This is a genomic window from Bradyrhizobium sp. USDA 3650, from assembly GCF_054057395.1.
Window position 1 is genome coordinate 6,005,529 of record NZ_JBSRZG010000001.1, and the last position, 15,741, is coordinate 6,021,269.

14 protein-coding genes are annotated in these 15,741 nt (G+C 63.6%); 7 read left to right on the forward strand and 7 right to left on the reverse strand.

Annotated elements, in window-relative coordinates; all coding sequences use genetic code 11:
- Nucleotides 1-100: 100 nt before the first annotated feature.
- The 6 genes from ACVIN2_RS28180 (at nt 101) to ACVIN2_RS28205 (ending at nt 5,591) form a co-directional block, all read left to right on the forward strand.
- On the forward strand, nt 101-2,497 hold the full coding sequence (locus ACVIN2_RS28180) for a TonB-dependent hemoglobin/transferrin/lactoferrin family receptor (protein WP_456768068.1): 2,397 nt from the start codon (nt 101-103) through the stop codon (nt 2,495-2,497).
- Between the two features lie 132 nt (nt 2,498-2,629).
- A complete protein-coding gene (locus ACVIN2_RS28185; protein ID WP_456768069.1) occupies nt 2,630-2,962 on the forward strand; it encodes an antibiotic biosynthesis monooxygenase family protein in 333 nt (110 codons plus the stop codon).
- 29 nt (nt 2,963-2,991) lie between these two features.
- Nucleotides 2,992-3,507: a heme utilization cystosolic carrier protein HutX gene (hutX, locus tag ACVIN2_RS28190; protein ID WP_456768070.1), complete on the forward strand. Its 516-nt coding sequence runs from the start codon at nt 2,992-2,994 to the stop codon at nt 3,505-3,507.
- Between the two features lie 27 nt (nt 3,508-3,534).
- Nucleotides 3,535-4,311, forward strand: a complete 777-nt coding sequence (gene exbB / locus ACVIN2_RS28195) for a tonB-system energizer ExbB (protein ID WP_456768071.1) — start codon at nt 3,535-3,537, stop codon at nt 4,309-4,311.
- A 3-nt stretch (nt 4,312-4,314) separates the two neighbouring features.
- Nucleotides 4,315-4,761: a TonB system transport protein ExbD gene (gene exbD / locus ACVIN2_RS28200; protein ID WP_456768072.1), complete on the forward strand. Its 447-nt coding sequence runs from the start codon at nt 4,315-4,317 to the stop codon at nt 4,759-4,761.
- Entirely contained in the window at nt 4,761-5,591 is an 831-nt protein-coding gene (locus tag ACVIN2_RS28205; protein ID WP_456768073.1) for a TonB family protein, read from the forward strand. Before exbD ends, ACVIN2_RS28205 begins: the two co-directional genes overlap by 1 nt.
- Nucleotides 5,592-5,651: 60 nt before the next feature.
- On the opposite strand, the gene ACVIN2_RS28210 is transcribed toward ACVIN2_RS28205, so the two are convergent.
- From ACVIN2_RS28210 to ACVIN2_RS28240, 7 genes are all read right to left on the reverse strand, one after another.
- Nucleotides 5,652-7,007 (reverse strand): esterase-like activity of phytase family protein, encoded by a 1,356-nt coding sequence (locus ACVIN2_RS28210; RefSeq protein WP_456768074.1) that lies wholly within the window; start codon nt 7,005-7,007, stop codon nt 5,652-5,654.
- A 102-nt stretch (nt 7,008-7,109) separates the two neighbouring features.
- A complete protein-coding gene (locus tag ACVIN2_RS28215; protein ID WP_456768075.1) occupies nt 7,110-8,114 on the reverse strand; it encodes an alpha/beta fold hydrolase in 1,005 nt (334 codons plus the stop codon).
- 50 nt (nt 8,115-8,164) lie between these two features.
- Nucleotides 8,165-9,133, reverse strand: a complete 969-nt coding sequence (locus tag ACVIN2_RS28220; protein ID WP_456768076.1) for an MBL fold metallo-hydrolase — start codon at nt 9,131-9,133, stop codon at nt 8,165-8,167.
- 133 nt (nt 9,134-9,266) lie between these two features.
- Complete coding sequence (locus ACVIN2_RS28225) at nt 9,267-10,163, reverse strand: carbohydrate ABC transporter permease (RefSeq protein WP_456768077.1); 897 nt, start codon at nt 10,161-10,163, stop codon at nt 9,267-9,269.
- A complete protein-coding gene (locus ACVIN2_RS28230; protein WP_027519956.1) occupies nt 10,156-11,112 on the reverse strand; it encodes a carbohydrate ABC transporter permease in 957 nt (318 codons plus the stop codon). Before ACVIN2_RS28230 ends, ACVIN2_RS28225 begins: the two co-directional genes overlap by 8 nt.
- 139 nt (nt 11,113-11,251) lie before the next feature.
- Nucleotides 11,252-12,595, reverse strand: coding sequence for an ABC transporter substrate-binding protein (locus ACVIN2_RS28235; RefSeq protein WP_247358299.1), 1,344 nt, complete (start codon nt 12,593-12,595; stop codon nt 11,252-11,254).
- 88 nt (nt 12,596-12,683) lie between these two features.
- Nucleotides 12,684-13,727 (reverse strand): C-terminal binding protein, encoded by a 1,044-nt coding sequence (locus ACVIN2_RS28240; RefSeq protein ID WP_456768078.1) that lies wholly within the window; start codon nt 13,725-13,727, stop codon nt 12,684-12,686.
- 249 nt (nt 13,728-13,976) lie between these two features.
- On the opposite strand from ACVIN2_RS28240, the gene ACVIN2_RS28245 reads away from it, so the two are divergent.
- The gene (locus tag ACVIN2_RS28245; RefSeq protein ID WP_456768079.1) at nt 13,977-15,662 is read left to right on the forward strand and encodes a methyl-accepting chemotaxis protein; all 1,686 of its coding nucleotides are present in this window, start codon (nt 13,977-13,979) and stop codon (nt 15,660-15,662) included.
- Nucleotides 15,663-15,741: the final 79 nt, after the last annotated feature.

Genomic DNA, 15,741 nt, shown 5'->3' on the forward strand with positions numbered 1-15,741 from the left:
CTTGTCCGCGTCTCGAGAACATCAGCCAGCCAGTCGTTCGCCTCGCGAACGCACGCCAGCCAAAAGACTCCAAGAAAGTAAAGTGCAGGCTGGGGCTGATATGGCTGACGGGGCTAGGTATTCGCGCGCCCTAATTTTGGGCGCGTCGGTGGTTTCAATTGCGGCATTGGTGACGGAGAGCGGCGTTGCGCAGACTGCTCAGCCGCAAGCTGAGAGTGTGTCGCCGGAGCGGCCGAAGCAGGCCAAGCGCAAGCAGGCCAAGCCGCCGCTCGCGCAGCAGGCGGCGCCCGAAATCGTGAACGCCCGCGCCCAGGCTGGCGGCGCTGCACCCGTTCAAGCGCTCGACACCATCACGGCCGCGGCCTCAAAGACCGAGGAGCGTGCCGTCGATGCGCTCGCGCCGGTCAGCGTCGTGACGTCGGCGCAGATCGAGGCGCGGCAGGCCAGTACTGTCGGCGATCTTATCTACAACGTGCCGGGCGTGTGGGTTCAGAATCGCGGCGACGAGCCGTCGACCTCGATCAACATCCGCGGCTTGCAGGATTTCGGCCGTGTCGCTGTCGTTGTCGACGGCGCGCGGCAGAACTATCAGCGGACCGGTCATTTCGCAAACGGCTCGTTCTTCCTCAATCCCGAGCTGATCGGCGGTATCGACATCGTCCGGGGCCCCACCGCCAACATCTACGGCTCCGGTGCGATCGGAGGTGTGGCGTCGTTCCGTACCAAGGACATTGAGGATGTCGTGCGCGCCGGAGAGCGATGGGGCGTGGACGTCAAGACCATTCTTGGCAGCAATTACGGGCGTGCGCTCGGCTCGGCCTTCGGCGGCGTCCGCGTCAACCCTGACGTCGACGTGTTCGCAGGCGGCACCTACTCCACGCAGGAGAACTACAAGGACGGCACGGGCTTCGAGGTTGCCAATACCGGCAACCGCCTCACGAGCGGCATCGCCAAGCTGACGGTGCGGCCTGCGGACGGACACGAGGTCAAGCTCGGCACGATCTTCCAGGAAGACATCTACCGCGTCGGCCAGCCGCCACGTCGCGCCGGTGATCCCAACTCGACCAATGCGAGCGGCACCAACAATCTCGGCGGCACGTCGATCTACGCATCCAATGTCAAGAACTACACCACGACGCTCGGCTGGAAATATTCACAGCCGGACAACCCGTGGGTCGATTGGGACGCGAAGGTGTACTGGAATCGCACCGAGAACGATCAGGTCAAGACCGCGCATACGAGCATAACGCCGTCGGTCTATTGCGGCGGCGTGCCCGGAAATGCCGTGTCCGGCTGCATCGGCAGCAATCGCGGCTATCTGCTCGACACGATTGGCGTCGACGTGCACAACACGTCGCGGTTCGAGAGCGGAAGCTGGCGTCACGCGTTGACCTACGGATTGGATGCGTTCCAGGACAAGGTGTCGTCGCGCGACACCACCGGTACGTCGGAGGTCACGACGCCCGGCGGTCAGCGCACGGTCTCCGGCGGCTTCGTGCAGTGGAAGGCGAACTATACCTCGATGCTCGAGGTGATCGGCGCGCTCCGGTACGATAATTATCAGCTTTCCTCGGCTTCCTCGTCGTCCGGCGGCGACCGCCTGTCGCCGAAGATCACGGTTGCGCTTGTTCCCACCGCGGTCGTGACGCCGTATGTCAGCTATGCCGAAGGCTATCGCGCTCCATCGATCACGGAGACGCTGGTCAGCGGGCCGCATTCGGGTGCTACGATCAACGACTCCTTCTTCCGCTGTCCGTCAGGCACGCCGGGACCGGGCGCGGATTCGACTTTCTGCTTCGTGCCCAATCCGAACCTGCGGCCCGAGGTCGGCAAGAACAAGGAGATCGGCTTCAACATCAAGAAGAATGACCTGTTCATTCCGGGTGATACGCTGCGCGGCAAGATCAACGTGTTCCGCAACGACATAACGGACTTCATCGATCAGGTCGCCTACGGAAATCCCCTGGTCGTTCCCACCGGTCCGCCGCCGGCACCGAGCCTCACCGTGCTGCCGTTCCTGCAATATCAGAACGTGGCGTCGGCGCGCATTCAGGGCGTGGAAGCCGAGGCGATGTACGACGCAAATCTCTGGTTCCTCGGTCTCTCCGGCACGTATCAAAATGGCAAGAACCTGCAGACGGGGTTTGGCCTGTACAGCATTCCACCGCAGAAGGTCACCACGACGGCTGGCGTGCGCCTGCTCGACCGAACCCTGATCCTCTCGGTGATGTGGACATCGGCCATCGCCAATTACGACATCCCGCGGAGCTACACTCCGGCGACGTCGTACGATCTCGTGAATCTCTATGCCCAATATCAGCCGACGTCGGACCTCACGCTCAATTTCTCGGTCGAGAATCTCTTCAATCGGTACTACCGGCCTTACGCCGTTCCGGTCGGCAGTACCGGCGATACGCAAAACGACGTGAAGTGGGCGAGCGCCGGCGCGGGGCTCGTGATCAAGGGAGGCCTCAAGTACCACTTCGGCGGCACCTAAAGAGACTGCCGGCGATCCCGATGGGCCGCATCGGCCTCCAAAGCCACGTCGATGTCCCCGGCGTGGTTTCGGCGCGTTCTGAAGACCCGATCGGCGTTCGCCGATCTGCATGACTGATAGGAGAAGAGTTGAATGTTCATCGCCATGAACCGTTTTCAAGTGAAGAAGGGCGCGGAGACCGCGTTCGAAACCGTCTGGGCTACCCGCGAATCCTATCTCGGCAGCATGCCGGGCTTCGTCGAGTTTCATCTCTTGAAGGGCCCCGAGGCCGAGGACCACACGCTCTATTCCTCGCACACCACCTGGGTCGACAAGGCGGCGTTCGAGGCCTGGACGCGCTCGGACCAGTTTCGTCGTGCCCATGCCCGCGCCGACAATCCGACCGGCGAGAGCCTCTATCTCGGCCATCCCAAGTTCGAAGGTTTCGAGGTGATCCAGAGCGAGCGCAGGGCCGCGGCCGCCTGATGCAGCGCGAAGCACGAAAGGAGCTGGACATGCTGAGCACGGATCTCGCCGATCTCAAGGCGCATATGGCCGACAACCCTGGTGCGGTGATCGAGGACGTCGCGCGCGAACGCAAGGTCACGCCGCGCGCGGTGATCGAGGCGCTGCCGTCGTCGATGGTTCGGATGGGGGGCGGCGAGCATTTTGTCGCCGCCATGCAGGACATCGCCGCGTGGGGCGAGGTGACGCTGATCGTCCATACGGACGACGCGATCTTCGAGTTCACCGGCGCGATTCCCGCGGGCGAGATCGGCCGCGGCTATTTCAACCTGATGCAGCCGAAGGGTCTGCACGGTCATCTCCGCCACGAGCGTTGTGCGGCCGTGGTCTTCGTCGAGCGTCCCTTCATGAGCAAGACTTCCGCCTTCGTCGCTTTCGTCAACGCCGACGGCGGCATCATGTTCAAGGTCTTCGTCGGCCGCGACGAGACCCGGGCGCTGCGTGCGGATCAGCTTGTACGGTTCCGCCAGCTCGCGGATCAGATCGCGGCGCGGTCCGCGGCATAGCTTCCCTTTATCGGTCGGGAGATCAGGATGCAGGGCAATTCCAGGCTGCGGCACGCCATCGTGACCATCGTGCTGGCGCTCGCGCCGGCGCCCGCCTTTGCGATCGACGAGGCGCTGTTGCCGCGCAATTTATCGCCCTGGGGCATGTTCCTCAGTGCCGACATCATCGTGAAGACGGTGATGGTGGGGCTCGCCGTCGCCTCGCTGGTGACGTGGACCGTGTGGCTCGCCAAATCCATCGAGCTGCGCCGTAAGGGCACGCTCGCCTTGCAGCGGACGCGCGCGCTTGAAGGCAGCATCAAGCTGACCGAGGCGGCAGAACAGACCGGCGATGCGCACGACGCCGTCGCCCAGCTCATCCAGTCCTGCGCGAAGGAGGCGGAGCTCTCCGGCGGCATCCTCGACGACGGCCTTCAGGAGCGCGTCGCGCTGCGGCTGGAGCGGGTCGAGGCCGCGATGTCGCGGCAGATCGCGCGTGGCACCGGCGTGCTCGCGACCATCGGCGCCACGGCGCCGTTCGTCGGCCTGTTCGGCACGGTCTGGGGCATCATGAATTCCTTCATCGGCATCTCCGAGAGCCACACCACGAGCCTTGCGGTGGTCGCGCCCGGCATCGCGGAAGCGCTGCTCGCGACCGCGCTCGGCCTCGTCGCTGCGATCCCGGCGGTCGTGATCTACAATCACCTCGTTCGCGGCATCGCCAATCACCGGGCCCTGCTGGGCGATGCCTCGGCGCAGCTCATGCTGCTGGTGAGCCGGCAGCGCGATCACAGAGAGTTCCGCATGGCGCGGGCGGCGGAGTAGGCCATGGCCGCGAAGCTCGGCGCACGGTCGGGATCGCCGCTCAAGCGCGGCGACCCAGGTGATCTCGACGTCACCCATGAGATCAACGTCACGCCGTTCATCGACGTGATGCTGGTGCTGTTGATCATCTTCATGGTGGCCGCCCCACTCGCCACCGTCGATATCGGCGTCGAGCTGCCGGCGACCGCGGCCGAGCCGGCACCGCGGCCGGACAAGCCGGTCTTCCTCACCGTGAAGCCCGATCTCTCGATCGCGGTCGGCGAGGACGTCGTCGCCCGTGATGTGCTCGGCACCTCGCTCGATGCCGCCACCAAGGGCCGCAAGGACGAGCGCATTTATCTGCGCGCCGACAAGGCCGTCTCCTATGGCGACCTGATGGAGGTCATGAACAGCTTGCGCAGCGCCGGCTATTTGAAGGTGGCGCTGGTCGGCCTCGACGGACGCAGCTGATGGCCGCGAACGCCTTTGCCCTGCACGAGCCGCTTGGCGAGCGCGAGGGCGCACGATGGGGCGTAGCGGCAGCGGTGATCGTGGCGTTGCACGTCGCGGCCGCGCTTCTTGCGACAAGCTGGCTCAAATCGCAGCCCGAGCAGGGCGTCAGCCTGCCGGCGATCATGATCGACCTGGCGCCGGTGACGTCGGCGCCGCAGTCGGCGCAGGACGACGTCGCCCCGGGACCGGCGATGCAGGAGGCGGACGCCTCGCCGCCCGAGCCGGTGCAGCAGCAGGCCTTCGAGGAGACCATCGCGCCGACGCCGCCGCAGCAGAAGCCGGACGTGGTCGCACCGCCGGAGCAGAAGCTCGAGCCGACACCGGCCAAGCCCGAGCCGGCGAAGATCGTGCCGGTCGAAAAGCCTGCGCCGGCGAAGCCGAAGCTGGTCCGTCGCGAGGCCACGAAGCCGTCGGAGGCCATGCCTGCACCCCGCACCAGCGCTCCGCCGCGCGCCGAGCGTGAGGCGCCGATGGCATCCGCCATGAGCGCCGGCGCGGTGGCCTCCGTGATCGCATCCTATAATCAGCGGGTCCGCGCGCATTTGATGCGCTTCCACCAATATCCGTCCGGCGGCGGCGGTCAGCGCGGCGTTGCCAGGCTCAGCTTCACCGTCAGCCGCAGCGGGCAGGTTACGTCGAGCCGGCTCAGTGGCTCGTCCGGCGTTGCCGCGTTCGATGCCCAGGCCATGTCGATGGTGCGCCAGGCCTCGCCGTTTCCGCCGATCCCGGAAGAGATCAAGAACGGTTCGATGAGCTTTACGATTCCGGTGGAGTTTACGGTGCGATAAGTCCTCCGCTGTCATGCCCCGGCTTGACCGAGGCATGACCCGCGTTGAGAGAGCGCTGGCTTACTTCGCCTTCAGAAAATCCGCGACATCGAGCAGCATGAACTCGTCGTCGTCGGCCTTGTTGGGATCGCGGCTGGACGAGAACGGCAGATTGTTGTCGTTGCCGACGATGATGTGGGTTTCGTCGACACGATCGACGTTCTCGATGGTGAAGAACGGGAACGTGTAGACGCCGTCATTGAGCGGCTTCCTCGCCTTCTTGTCGGGATCCCTGATCTTCATCAGATCGATGTAGCCGATCTTGCGCACGGGCTTGCCGACATTGCTGTCGGTGAGCTCGATCTTGTAGACGCGCTTGAACTTGGCCACGTCAGGGAAGCAGTTATCGCCGCGGGTGCCTTGCGGGCAGGCCTTGTCGGGCGTGCCTTCGCCGTTGTCGCGCTCGATGATCAGGCCGGCGCTCGGGTCGATCATGTTGAAGTCGCCGATGGCGTTGCCGTTCTGCTCGAACACATATTGCCAGTAGCGGCCGGTGAATTTTTCCGCGGCGACATCGAACTCGAGGATGCGCGAGGCTTCCTTGCCGTCGACCTTCTCCCAGTCTTTCTTATCGGCGTCCCACAGCGGCCCCTCGAGCAGGCCGTAGAGGAATTTGCCGTCCTTCGAGGCGGCGAAGCCCTCATAACCCTTGGAGCGGCGGAGGTTGACGTTGCTGTAGGTCGCGCCCGGCGCCCCCGGGGTCGCCACCGCCCAATGATCCGGCGATCGCACGGGCTTGCCGTCGGCGACCGTCTCGAATACGGCCAGAATCTTGCCGGTCTTGTCGGCCTTCAGGATGTAGGGGCCGAACTCGTCGCCGATCCAAAAGGTGTCGCCGATGATCTGAAAGCCCTCGGTGTCGAAGTCGGAGCCGGTAAGATAACGCCTCTCGGTGTCCTCGTGCACGATACGGAACGGCACCTTTTTGTCGGGATCGTGCAGGAACACGGTCTCCAGCCGCTCGATCTTGCCGCCGGCCCAATCCATCTTGTAGCGGTTGAGGTACAGCATCGAATCCGGCGAGTTGGCGCGCGCGCCCATACCGTTGTCGGTGATGACCCAGAAGGTGCCGTCGCCCATCGACTTGATGCCGGAATGGCCCTGCAGCGGCTGGCCCTTGAACGGCAGCGACACGCCGGTCGCCCGCTCATAGGACTTGCCCATCACCGTGCCGAGCGCGTCGACCCGCTTGCCGGTGGTGTATTTGCCTGAGGTCTTGAGATCGGCGGGCGCGTCAGTCGGCGCGTCGATGAACGTGGCAGCCGGCATCACGACGTGGCCGGCGAGCTTGGCGGGGAATTCGCCTTCGCTCTGCGCGAGCGCGGAGCTCGCGGTGAGAATGATCATTGCGACGGTGCCAAGAAAAATCGCGCGCATGTGCGTCTCCTGTTAACGGAGGACGTCTTATGCGGGCCGCGCATTGCAGTTTTGTGAAACCGGACCAATGCGCGGTCGACGATTATTTTTCTTCCGGGATGATCAGGCGATCTTGCGGGAGAGGAAGTTGCGGATCAGCGGGGCCATTTCGTCGAACTTGTCCTCGAGCGCGAAATGGCCGGTGTTGATGAGGTGAAATTCCACCTGGGGCAGGTCGCGTTTGTAGGGATGGGCGCCATCGGCCGGGAAGATGAAATCGTTCTTGCCCCAGACGATCAGGGTCGGCGGCTTGTGCTTGCGGAAGTAGGCCTGCACCGCGGGATACAGCGGCAAATTGGTCCGATAGTCGTAGAACAGGTCCATCTGGATTTCGCTGTTGCCAGGACGGTCGAGCAGCGCCTGATCCTGCACCCAGTTGTCGGGTGAAATCCGGCTGACGTCGGACATGCCGTCGGTATACTGGAATTTCGTCGTTTCCAGCGTTACCAGCTTCATCAATGCCTGCCGGCTGGCGTCGGATCCGTCGGCCCAGTATTGCTTGATTGGATTCCAGAACTCCTTCAGCCCTTCATCATAGGCGTTGCCGTTCTGCACGATCAGGCCGCTGATGCGCTCTGGATTCTTGAGCGCCAGGCGCCAGCCCACGGGAGCGCCGTAATCCATGACATACATGGCGTAGCGGGTGACGCCGAGCTGGTCGAGCAGTCCGCCGACAAGCTCGCCGAAACGGTCGAACGTGTACTTGAATGTCGCGCGCGGTGGCATCTCGCTCTGGCCATATCCGGGATAGTCGGGAGCGATCACGTGGTACCTGTCGGCCAATGCCGGGATCAGGTTGCGGAACATGTGCGAGGAGGTCGGGAAGCCGTGCAGCAACAGCACAACGGGAGCGTCCTTTGGGCCCGCCTCGCGATAGAAGATCTTGATTCCGTCGATGGTCTTGGTTCGGTGATAGGTGACCGGATAGGCACCGACGGTGTGTTCGTCGCGCTCCGGCTTCGCGGATGCTGCCGTCGAAGCAACTGCGACAGCCGCTCCAGACAACCCAAGAACGAGACGGCGACGATCGAGGAGCGATGGCTTGCGTGTGGTCTCTACGGTTTTCATGTCAATGTCCTTTCAAAACGATGAGTTGGCCCACGGCCGAGAAGGATGTTTCAAACGCCCTGAAAGACCAGCCGGGTGAAGAAGCCGGGATCGATCACAAATTGCCCCCATATCGCGTCGAACGCCGCGGTCGGCTTCGCCGCAACGGTTTCATCGCGCGTTCGTCCCTGCTTCTTGAGGCGGGCGACGTTGTCGCGGATCCCGACGAGCATGTCGCGAAACGCCTGGAATTCGACTTTGTTGCCGACCGGTTTGCCATGCCCGGCGATGACGATCGTGTCCTTGTCCATCGCCGCGAGATTGGCGTCGCATGCCCCAATCATCCCGTCGATGCTGCCGCCGGTCGAATAGTCGATGAACGGATAGATGCCGTTCCAGAACATGTCGGCGACGTGAACGATGTTGGCTTCTGCGAAGGTGACGGAGATATCGCTGTCGGTGTGCGCGGGCCCATAATACTTCAGGCCGATCGAGGTTCCGTTGAGCTTAAGCTCGCGGCTGTCGGTAAAGACTTCGCTGGGGATTCCGCCCGCGCCGAGCGGAAGGAAATTGTAGTCCCAGTCCTCGACCCGCTGCACTTCGGCAAGGTGTTTGCGGGTGTTTTCCTGCGCAATGATCTTGGCGCCGGCTGCATGCAGCCATTCGTTGCCATCGGCATGATCGAAATGCCAGTGGGTGTTGACGAGATGGGTGACGGGATCGGCGCCGAGATCGGCCAGCGCTTTGGTGAGCTGGGGACGTGAGACGCGGATGCCCGCATCGATCAGCAACTTGCCGTCGGGCCCAGTCAGCACGGCAATGTTGCCGCCGGAGCCTTCCAGCACGGTGATGTTGTTTCGGAGCTTGTACGTGACGATCGGCGAGACTGCAGCGCTGTCCTTGATCAGGCTGACGATGCCTCGCGCCTCTGCGTAGGCTTGCCTCGGGCTAAGCCATCCCGAAGCGGCGGACGCTGCGGCGCCGACGCAACACAGGCAGAAACTGCGTCGAGACAACGACGGGAGCTTTGGCGAACGCATGCAATTTTCGCTTTCTCGAGCGACAATCGACGGCGCCAATGATCGACCCCGCTGTCAGGATGGAGCGTGGGGCCAAGGCAACATGCGGTCTATCACGATAGCACGATCGGCTGCGCTTGCGCGCAGCCACGAATTACTCCTTGACCGCGCCCGTCAGCGACGACACGTAATAATCGACGAACAGCGAGTAGAAGATCGCAACCGGCAGCGAGCCGAGCAGCGATCCCGCCATCAGCGCCCCCCACTGGTAGACGTCGCCGGTGACGAGCTCGGTCAGGATCGCGACCGGCACCGTCTTGTTGGCGCCGCTCTGGATGAAGGCGAGCGCGTAGATGAACTCGTTCCAGGACAGCGTGAAGGAAAAGATGCCGGCCGAGATCAGGCCGGGCACGGCCAGTGGCAGCGTGATCCGGCGCAGGATCTGGAGCCGTGTGGCGCCGTCCACCAGCGCGCATTCCTCGAGCTCGTAGGGGATCGACTTGAAATAGCCGATCAGGAGCCAGGTGCAGAACGGCACCAGGAAGGTCGGGTAGACCAGGATCAGTGCCAGCGGTGAATCGAATAGACCGAACTGCACGACCACGGTTGCGAGCGGAATGAACAGGATCGACGGCGGCACGAGATACGCGAGATAGATGCCGAGGCCGACATAGGGACTGCCGCGGAAGCGCAGGCGTTCGATCGCATAGGCGGCCAGCGTGCTCGCGATCAGCGACAGCGTGGTCGCGCCGACCGCAACCAGCATCGTCGTCCATAGCCAGCGCGGATAGGCGGTATTGAACAAGAGGTGCTTGATGTGGGCCAGCGTCGGCGAGGAGATCCAGAATGGGTTGTGCTCCTTGTAGTTCATCAGCTCCGCGTTCGGCTTGAACGACGTGATCGCCATCCAGTAGAACGGAAACAGCAGGATCAGCACGAAGCACCCGAGCGGCAGATAGATCATCATCAGCCGCCGCAGCCCGGAATCCCAGGCCATGGTGTCCGGCGGTGTGGTGGCGACGGCGGCTGGTTGGGCGGCGGTATCAGTCATTGCTCTCTCCCTGCTGCCATTTGCGGCGCGCCAGGCCGAAATAAGAGAACAGCGTCGCGAACACGAGGAACGGGATCATCGACACCGCAATCGCCGCGCCCTCGCCGAGCTCGCCACCGGCAATGCCGCGCTGGAAGGCCAGCGTTGCCAGCAAATGGGTCGAGTTGCCCGGGCCGCCACGGGTGATGGCGTAGACCAGCTGGAAGTCGGTGAAAGTGAAGATGATCGAGAAGGTCATGACGATGGCGAGGATCGGCATCATCATCGGGAAGGTGATGTAGCGGAACCGCTGCCAGGCGCTGGCGCCGTCGAGCATTGCGGCCTCGTAGAGCGAGGGCGAAATGGTCTGCAGACCGGCGAGCAGCGAGATCGCGACGAAGGGAATGCCGCGCCAGATGTTGGCGGCGATCAGCGAGAATCGCGCCGGCCAGGGCGAGCCGAGAAAGTCGATATTGGTCGTGCGCCAGTGCAGCACGTCGACCAGCAGGTAGGAGATGATCGAGAATTGCGGATCGTAGATCCACCAGAACGCCAGCGCCGAGAGCACCGTCGGCACGATCCATGGCATCAGGATGATCGCACGCAACAGGCTCTTGAACGGAAAATGGTTGTTGAGCAGCAGTGCAAGCCAGAAGCCCAGCGCGAACTTCCCGAAGGTCGCGATCCCCGTGTAGACCACGCTGTAGAACACCGCGTTCCACCACAGGGAATCGGTGAGCAGATACTGGAAGTTCTCCAAGCCGACGAAGACGCCTTTTCTGCCGATCGTGGTGTCGGTGAAGGCGAGCCAGATGCCGAGGCCGAGCGGATAGGTCAGGAACACCGTGAGCAGCCCGATCGCGGGTGCGAGGCACATCACGATCAGGAACGGCTTGTAGTCGAACAGGCGCACCAGCCAGGAGGGCTGCCGTCGTGCGAGGGCGAGAGTGGGAAGTGTGGTCACGGACATCGGGTCGTTGTCCTGTCGTTGAATGCCGCCACACCGTCATTGCGAGCGAAGCGAGGCAATCCAGTCTGTTTCCGCGGTTGCAGTCTGGATTGCTTCGTCGCTACGCTCCTCGCAATGACGGCCGTCTTGTGCTCTGGCCTTACTTCTGCCGTCGGAAGTACCGCTTGCAGCGCTGCTCGGCTTCCGCGGCCGCGGCTTCCGGTGTGGCAGCGCCGGTCGCGACGGATGCGAACATCTGAATCAGCACGTAGTCGGCGCTCACGGCGCCGGTCGCGGTCGAAATCGGGCCCGCGTAGCCGTCGTAATAGGTGCTGTTCATGGTGTCCTTGAACAGCTTCACCTTGGGGTCCTGCGACCACACGGCCGCCTCGGCATAGGCGGCCAGCGGCTGGGACCAGTAGCCGGAATTGGCGTTGAGCCAAGGCTCGTACTGGTCCTTTTCCAGCATGTATTGCAGGAAGGCCTTTGCGGCGTTGGGGTACTGGCTGTGCTTGAACACCATGGCGTTCAGCGTCAGGCCCGCCATCGGCGACACCTTGGCCAAACCCTTCGGCAGCAACTGATGCTCGCTGTCGTCGGCGATCGCCTTGGTCGCCGGATCGTTCTTCAGCGAAAAATACAGCGAGACGCCGTTGGCGGTCAGCGCGATCTCCTGCGCGGCGTAGGCGCGGTTGTTGCTGACGTCATTCCAGGACGTCGTGCCGGCGATGAAGGTCGGGTAGAGTTGTTTGACCCAGTTCAGCGCGGCGATCGTCTCCTTGCTGTTGATGATGACGTTGCCCTCTTCGTCCAGCAGGGCCGCGTTGTGCGACCATAGCGCCCAGCTTGCGAACCCGTTGCCGTCTCCCTTGGCATTGCCGAGCGCGAAGCCCGCCGGCTTGCCGGCCTTCTGGAGCTTTTGGCACAGGTCGAGGATTCCGGCATGGTCTTCCGGCACCTTGTCGAAGCCGACCGATTGCAGGATCGACTTGCGATAGATCACGGGACCCGCGGTGGCTCCGAACGGCAGCCCGATCCAAATGGGGCTCTTGTTCTTCTTGCCGTAGCGCTGCGCCAGCGGCAGCCAGCCGCCGTAGCGTTTGCCGAGATAATCGGCGACGTCGGTCAGCTCGACCAGCTTGTCGACATAGATGTGCGGTGCGTCGGAAAAGCCGATGATGATGTCGGGACCGGCGCCGGAATTCGAGGTCACCGCGGTCTGCTGGTTGATGTCCTCCCAGCCGACGAAATCGACCTTGACCTCGACGCCCGTTTCCTTGGTGAATTTTGCCGCATTGGCACGGAACACGTCCTCGTCGGCCTGGACGAAACGGACCGGTCGCAGCATGCGCAGGGATGCGCCTTTCTCGATCGGCAGTTTCGGTGTGGGGACGTCCGCGGCCTTGATCGCGGATTGCGCATTTGCCGGAGCACCGGTTGCCGCGATTGCCGCAGCGGACAGGCCCAGCGCCAAGGCATCACGACGTGTGATGTCGTTCCTCATCGGTTCCTCCCTATGTGTTTCCCTTCCCGGCGTTGATCGCCGGTGAAGGGTCTTTCCGGTTGCCGGCGCGCCCTCGCGGCCGTCCCGCCTAGCTGTTCGGGCCGCGGTCCATGCTGACAGGCTGCCAGCGGCGGAGCGCGGTGTCTTGCAGCACCGACGGATTGACGCAGCTTACCGGCCACATGCCCTGAAGCACCAGTGACAATTCGTAGCCCACCCGGCGCTTGCGCGCCTCGTCAAACCGTGCCGACGCGGAGGCGACATGGGCGGTCAGGGTGACGTTTTCCATGCCGAGCAGCGGATTGTTGTGCGAGGGCGGCTCCTTCTCCAGCACGTCGAGGGCAGCATGGGCGATCCAGCCCTCCTGAAGCGCCTTGATCAGGCTTTCCTCGTCCACGGTGGCGCCGCGGCCCGTGTTGATGAAGACCGAGCCCTTCTTCATCTGCCGGAAGTGCTTCTCGGTGAGCATGTGATGCACCTCGGGCCGGGCGGGGGCGTGCATCGAGACGAAGTCGGATTGCGACAACACCTCGTTCAGCGTCGCCGGAATCACGCCGTGGTCGGACATCAGCGTTTCCTGGATGAAGGGATCGTAGGCCATCATCCGCAGGCCGAACGGAGCTGCGCGCTTCGCCACTGCACGCGCGACGCGGCCGAACGAGATGAAGCCGAGCGTCTGGCCCATCAGCCGCGGAATCTTCGACAACGCCGGCCTGCCCTCGGCCCAGCGGCCGCTGCGCACCATCCGGTCCTGCTCGACCAGCCGGCGGAAGCCTGCGAGCAGCAGCATCATGGCGTGGTCTGCGACCTCCTCGATGAAGGTGTCGGGGATGTTGGTGACGGGAATGCCGCGCGCGGTTGCGGCCTTGATGTCGACGCTGTCGACGCCGACCGAGCCGAGCGTGATGACCTTGCAGCTCTCCAGCGCGTCGATGATGGTCTTGGTGATCGGGATGCCCTTGGCGTAGATGGCGTCCGCAGTCTTGGCGGCGGCGATGAACCCGGCTTCGTCGGCCGGCGCCTCGACGATCTCGGCGTCGATCGGATCGAGCGCCTCGCGCTCGTAGGAATAATCGCTGCTCGCGACCGTGAAGCTCGCGCCCTTCGGCGTCACGATCCTGTATTTCGGCATGTCCTGCTCCCGATTTGGTTTCTTGTTGTGACCCGCCTTCGCGCGGGCCTTTGCGTCTTTTACGCGAAATCGGGCCGGTTGCGTACAATTCCCGGTTGTCGTTTGAGCGATTGTACGACCGGTTCGACGTCTTCTCCGGGCTTTTACGGGGCGCTCCGTAACAGGTTGCTAAGGGCTCGCCACTAAAAGTTGATTCAATTGCGATCGATTCCCTCGCGCGTCCTTATCCCTTTGTTGCCGGAGCATCCCGTGAAATTGAGCAATCTAAAGATCGCCCCCAAGCTCGGCATTCTCGTTGGCGTCACCTTGTTCGGCCTGTGCATCTCCGGGGTTCTTTCCGGCTATCTGATGAAGCAGGAGATGGTGAACGCGCGCATCGAGCAGGCCAAGGCCATCGTCGACATGGGCCGCAACTATGCGGTGGCGCTGAAGAAGCGGGTGGATGCGGGCGAGATGACGAAGGATGCCGCGATGGCTGATCTTCGCCGCTACGGCAACGCGATGACCTATGACAAAGGCGCCGGTTATCTCTTCGGAACGTCCTATGACGGTATCACGCAGCTGGCGCCAGATCCGAAGCAGATCGGCAGCAACCGCATGGAAGTTCTGACCAATGGCCGCAAACTGTCTTGGGAGCTGATGAACGGTGCGAAGGCTAACGGTTCGATCCTTTTGACCTATGAATACGCGAAACCGGGCCAGGAAGGCTTGATCCGGAAGATGGGCTACGCGGTGGCCGTTCCCGAACTCGAGATGTATCTCGGCACCGGCGCCTATCTCGACGACATCGACGCAAAGATGGGCCCGGTCTACTGGCTGCTCGGTCTCGCCATGTTCGGCATCGTGATCGTCGCCGGAAGCGTCGCCTGGCTGCTCGGCCGCAGCATCAGCGGTCCGCTGGTTCTGCTAGGCGCCCGCATGAAGGATCTCGCCGAGGGCAAGCTCGACGGCGACATTCCCGGCGTCGGCCGTGGCGACGAGGTCGGCGCAATGGCGTCGACCGTCCAGATCTTCAAGGACAACGCACTGCGCATTCGCGACCTCGAGAAGACCGAAGCCGATGCCAAGGATCGTGTCGCGGCGGAACGTCGCAGCGCGATGGAGGGCATCGCCAGCGATTTCGAACGCAGCGTCAACGGCATCGTCCGCTCGGTCTCCTCGGCCGCGACGGGCATGCAAGCCACTGCGCAATCGATGACGGCGACCGCCAGCGACGCCTCTTCGCGTGCGGCGACCGTCGGCGCCGCCTCGCAGAGAGCGTCGGGCAATGTCGGCACGGTCGCCGCGGCGGCCGAAGAGCTGTCGAGCTCGGTTGCGGAAATCTCGCGCCAGGTCACCCGCTCGACCGAAGTGGCGAGCCGCGCCGTCAACGACGCCGAGCGCACCAATGCCACGGTGCAGGAGCTCTCCACCGGCGCCGAGAAGATCGGCGAGGTGGTCAAGCTGATCCACTCGATCGCGGCGCAGACCAATCTGCTCGCGCTGAACGCCACCATCGAGGCGGCGCGTGCCGGTGAGTCCGGCCGCGGCTTCGCCGTCGTCGCTTCCGAGGTCAAGGCGCTCGCCAACCAGACCGCCAAGGCGACCGAGGAAATCTCCGCCCAGGTTGCGGCGATGCAGACCTCGACCAGCGATGCGGTCGCCGCCATCGGCGGCATCACCCAGACGATCGCCGAGATGAGCCAGATCACCGCGGGCATTTCCGCGTCGATCGAGCAGCAGGGCGAGGCCACCCGCGAGATCGCTCGCAACATCCAGTCGGTCGCCGCCGGTTCGAGCGAGATCAACGCCAATATCGGCAGCGTCACCTCGGCCGCGGAAGCGACCGGCACGGCCGCAGCCGACGTGCTCACCAATGCCCGCGAGCTCGACAGCCAATCTGGCGCGCTACGCAGTGCAGTCGACGGCTTCCTCGCCAAGATGCGCGCGGCGTAAGGCGTCACACAAGAGCGACGCCACCTATTTCCATCGTCATGCCCGGGCTTGTCCCGGGCATCCACGTTCTTGGACACCG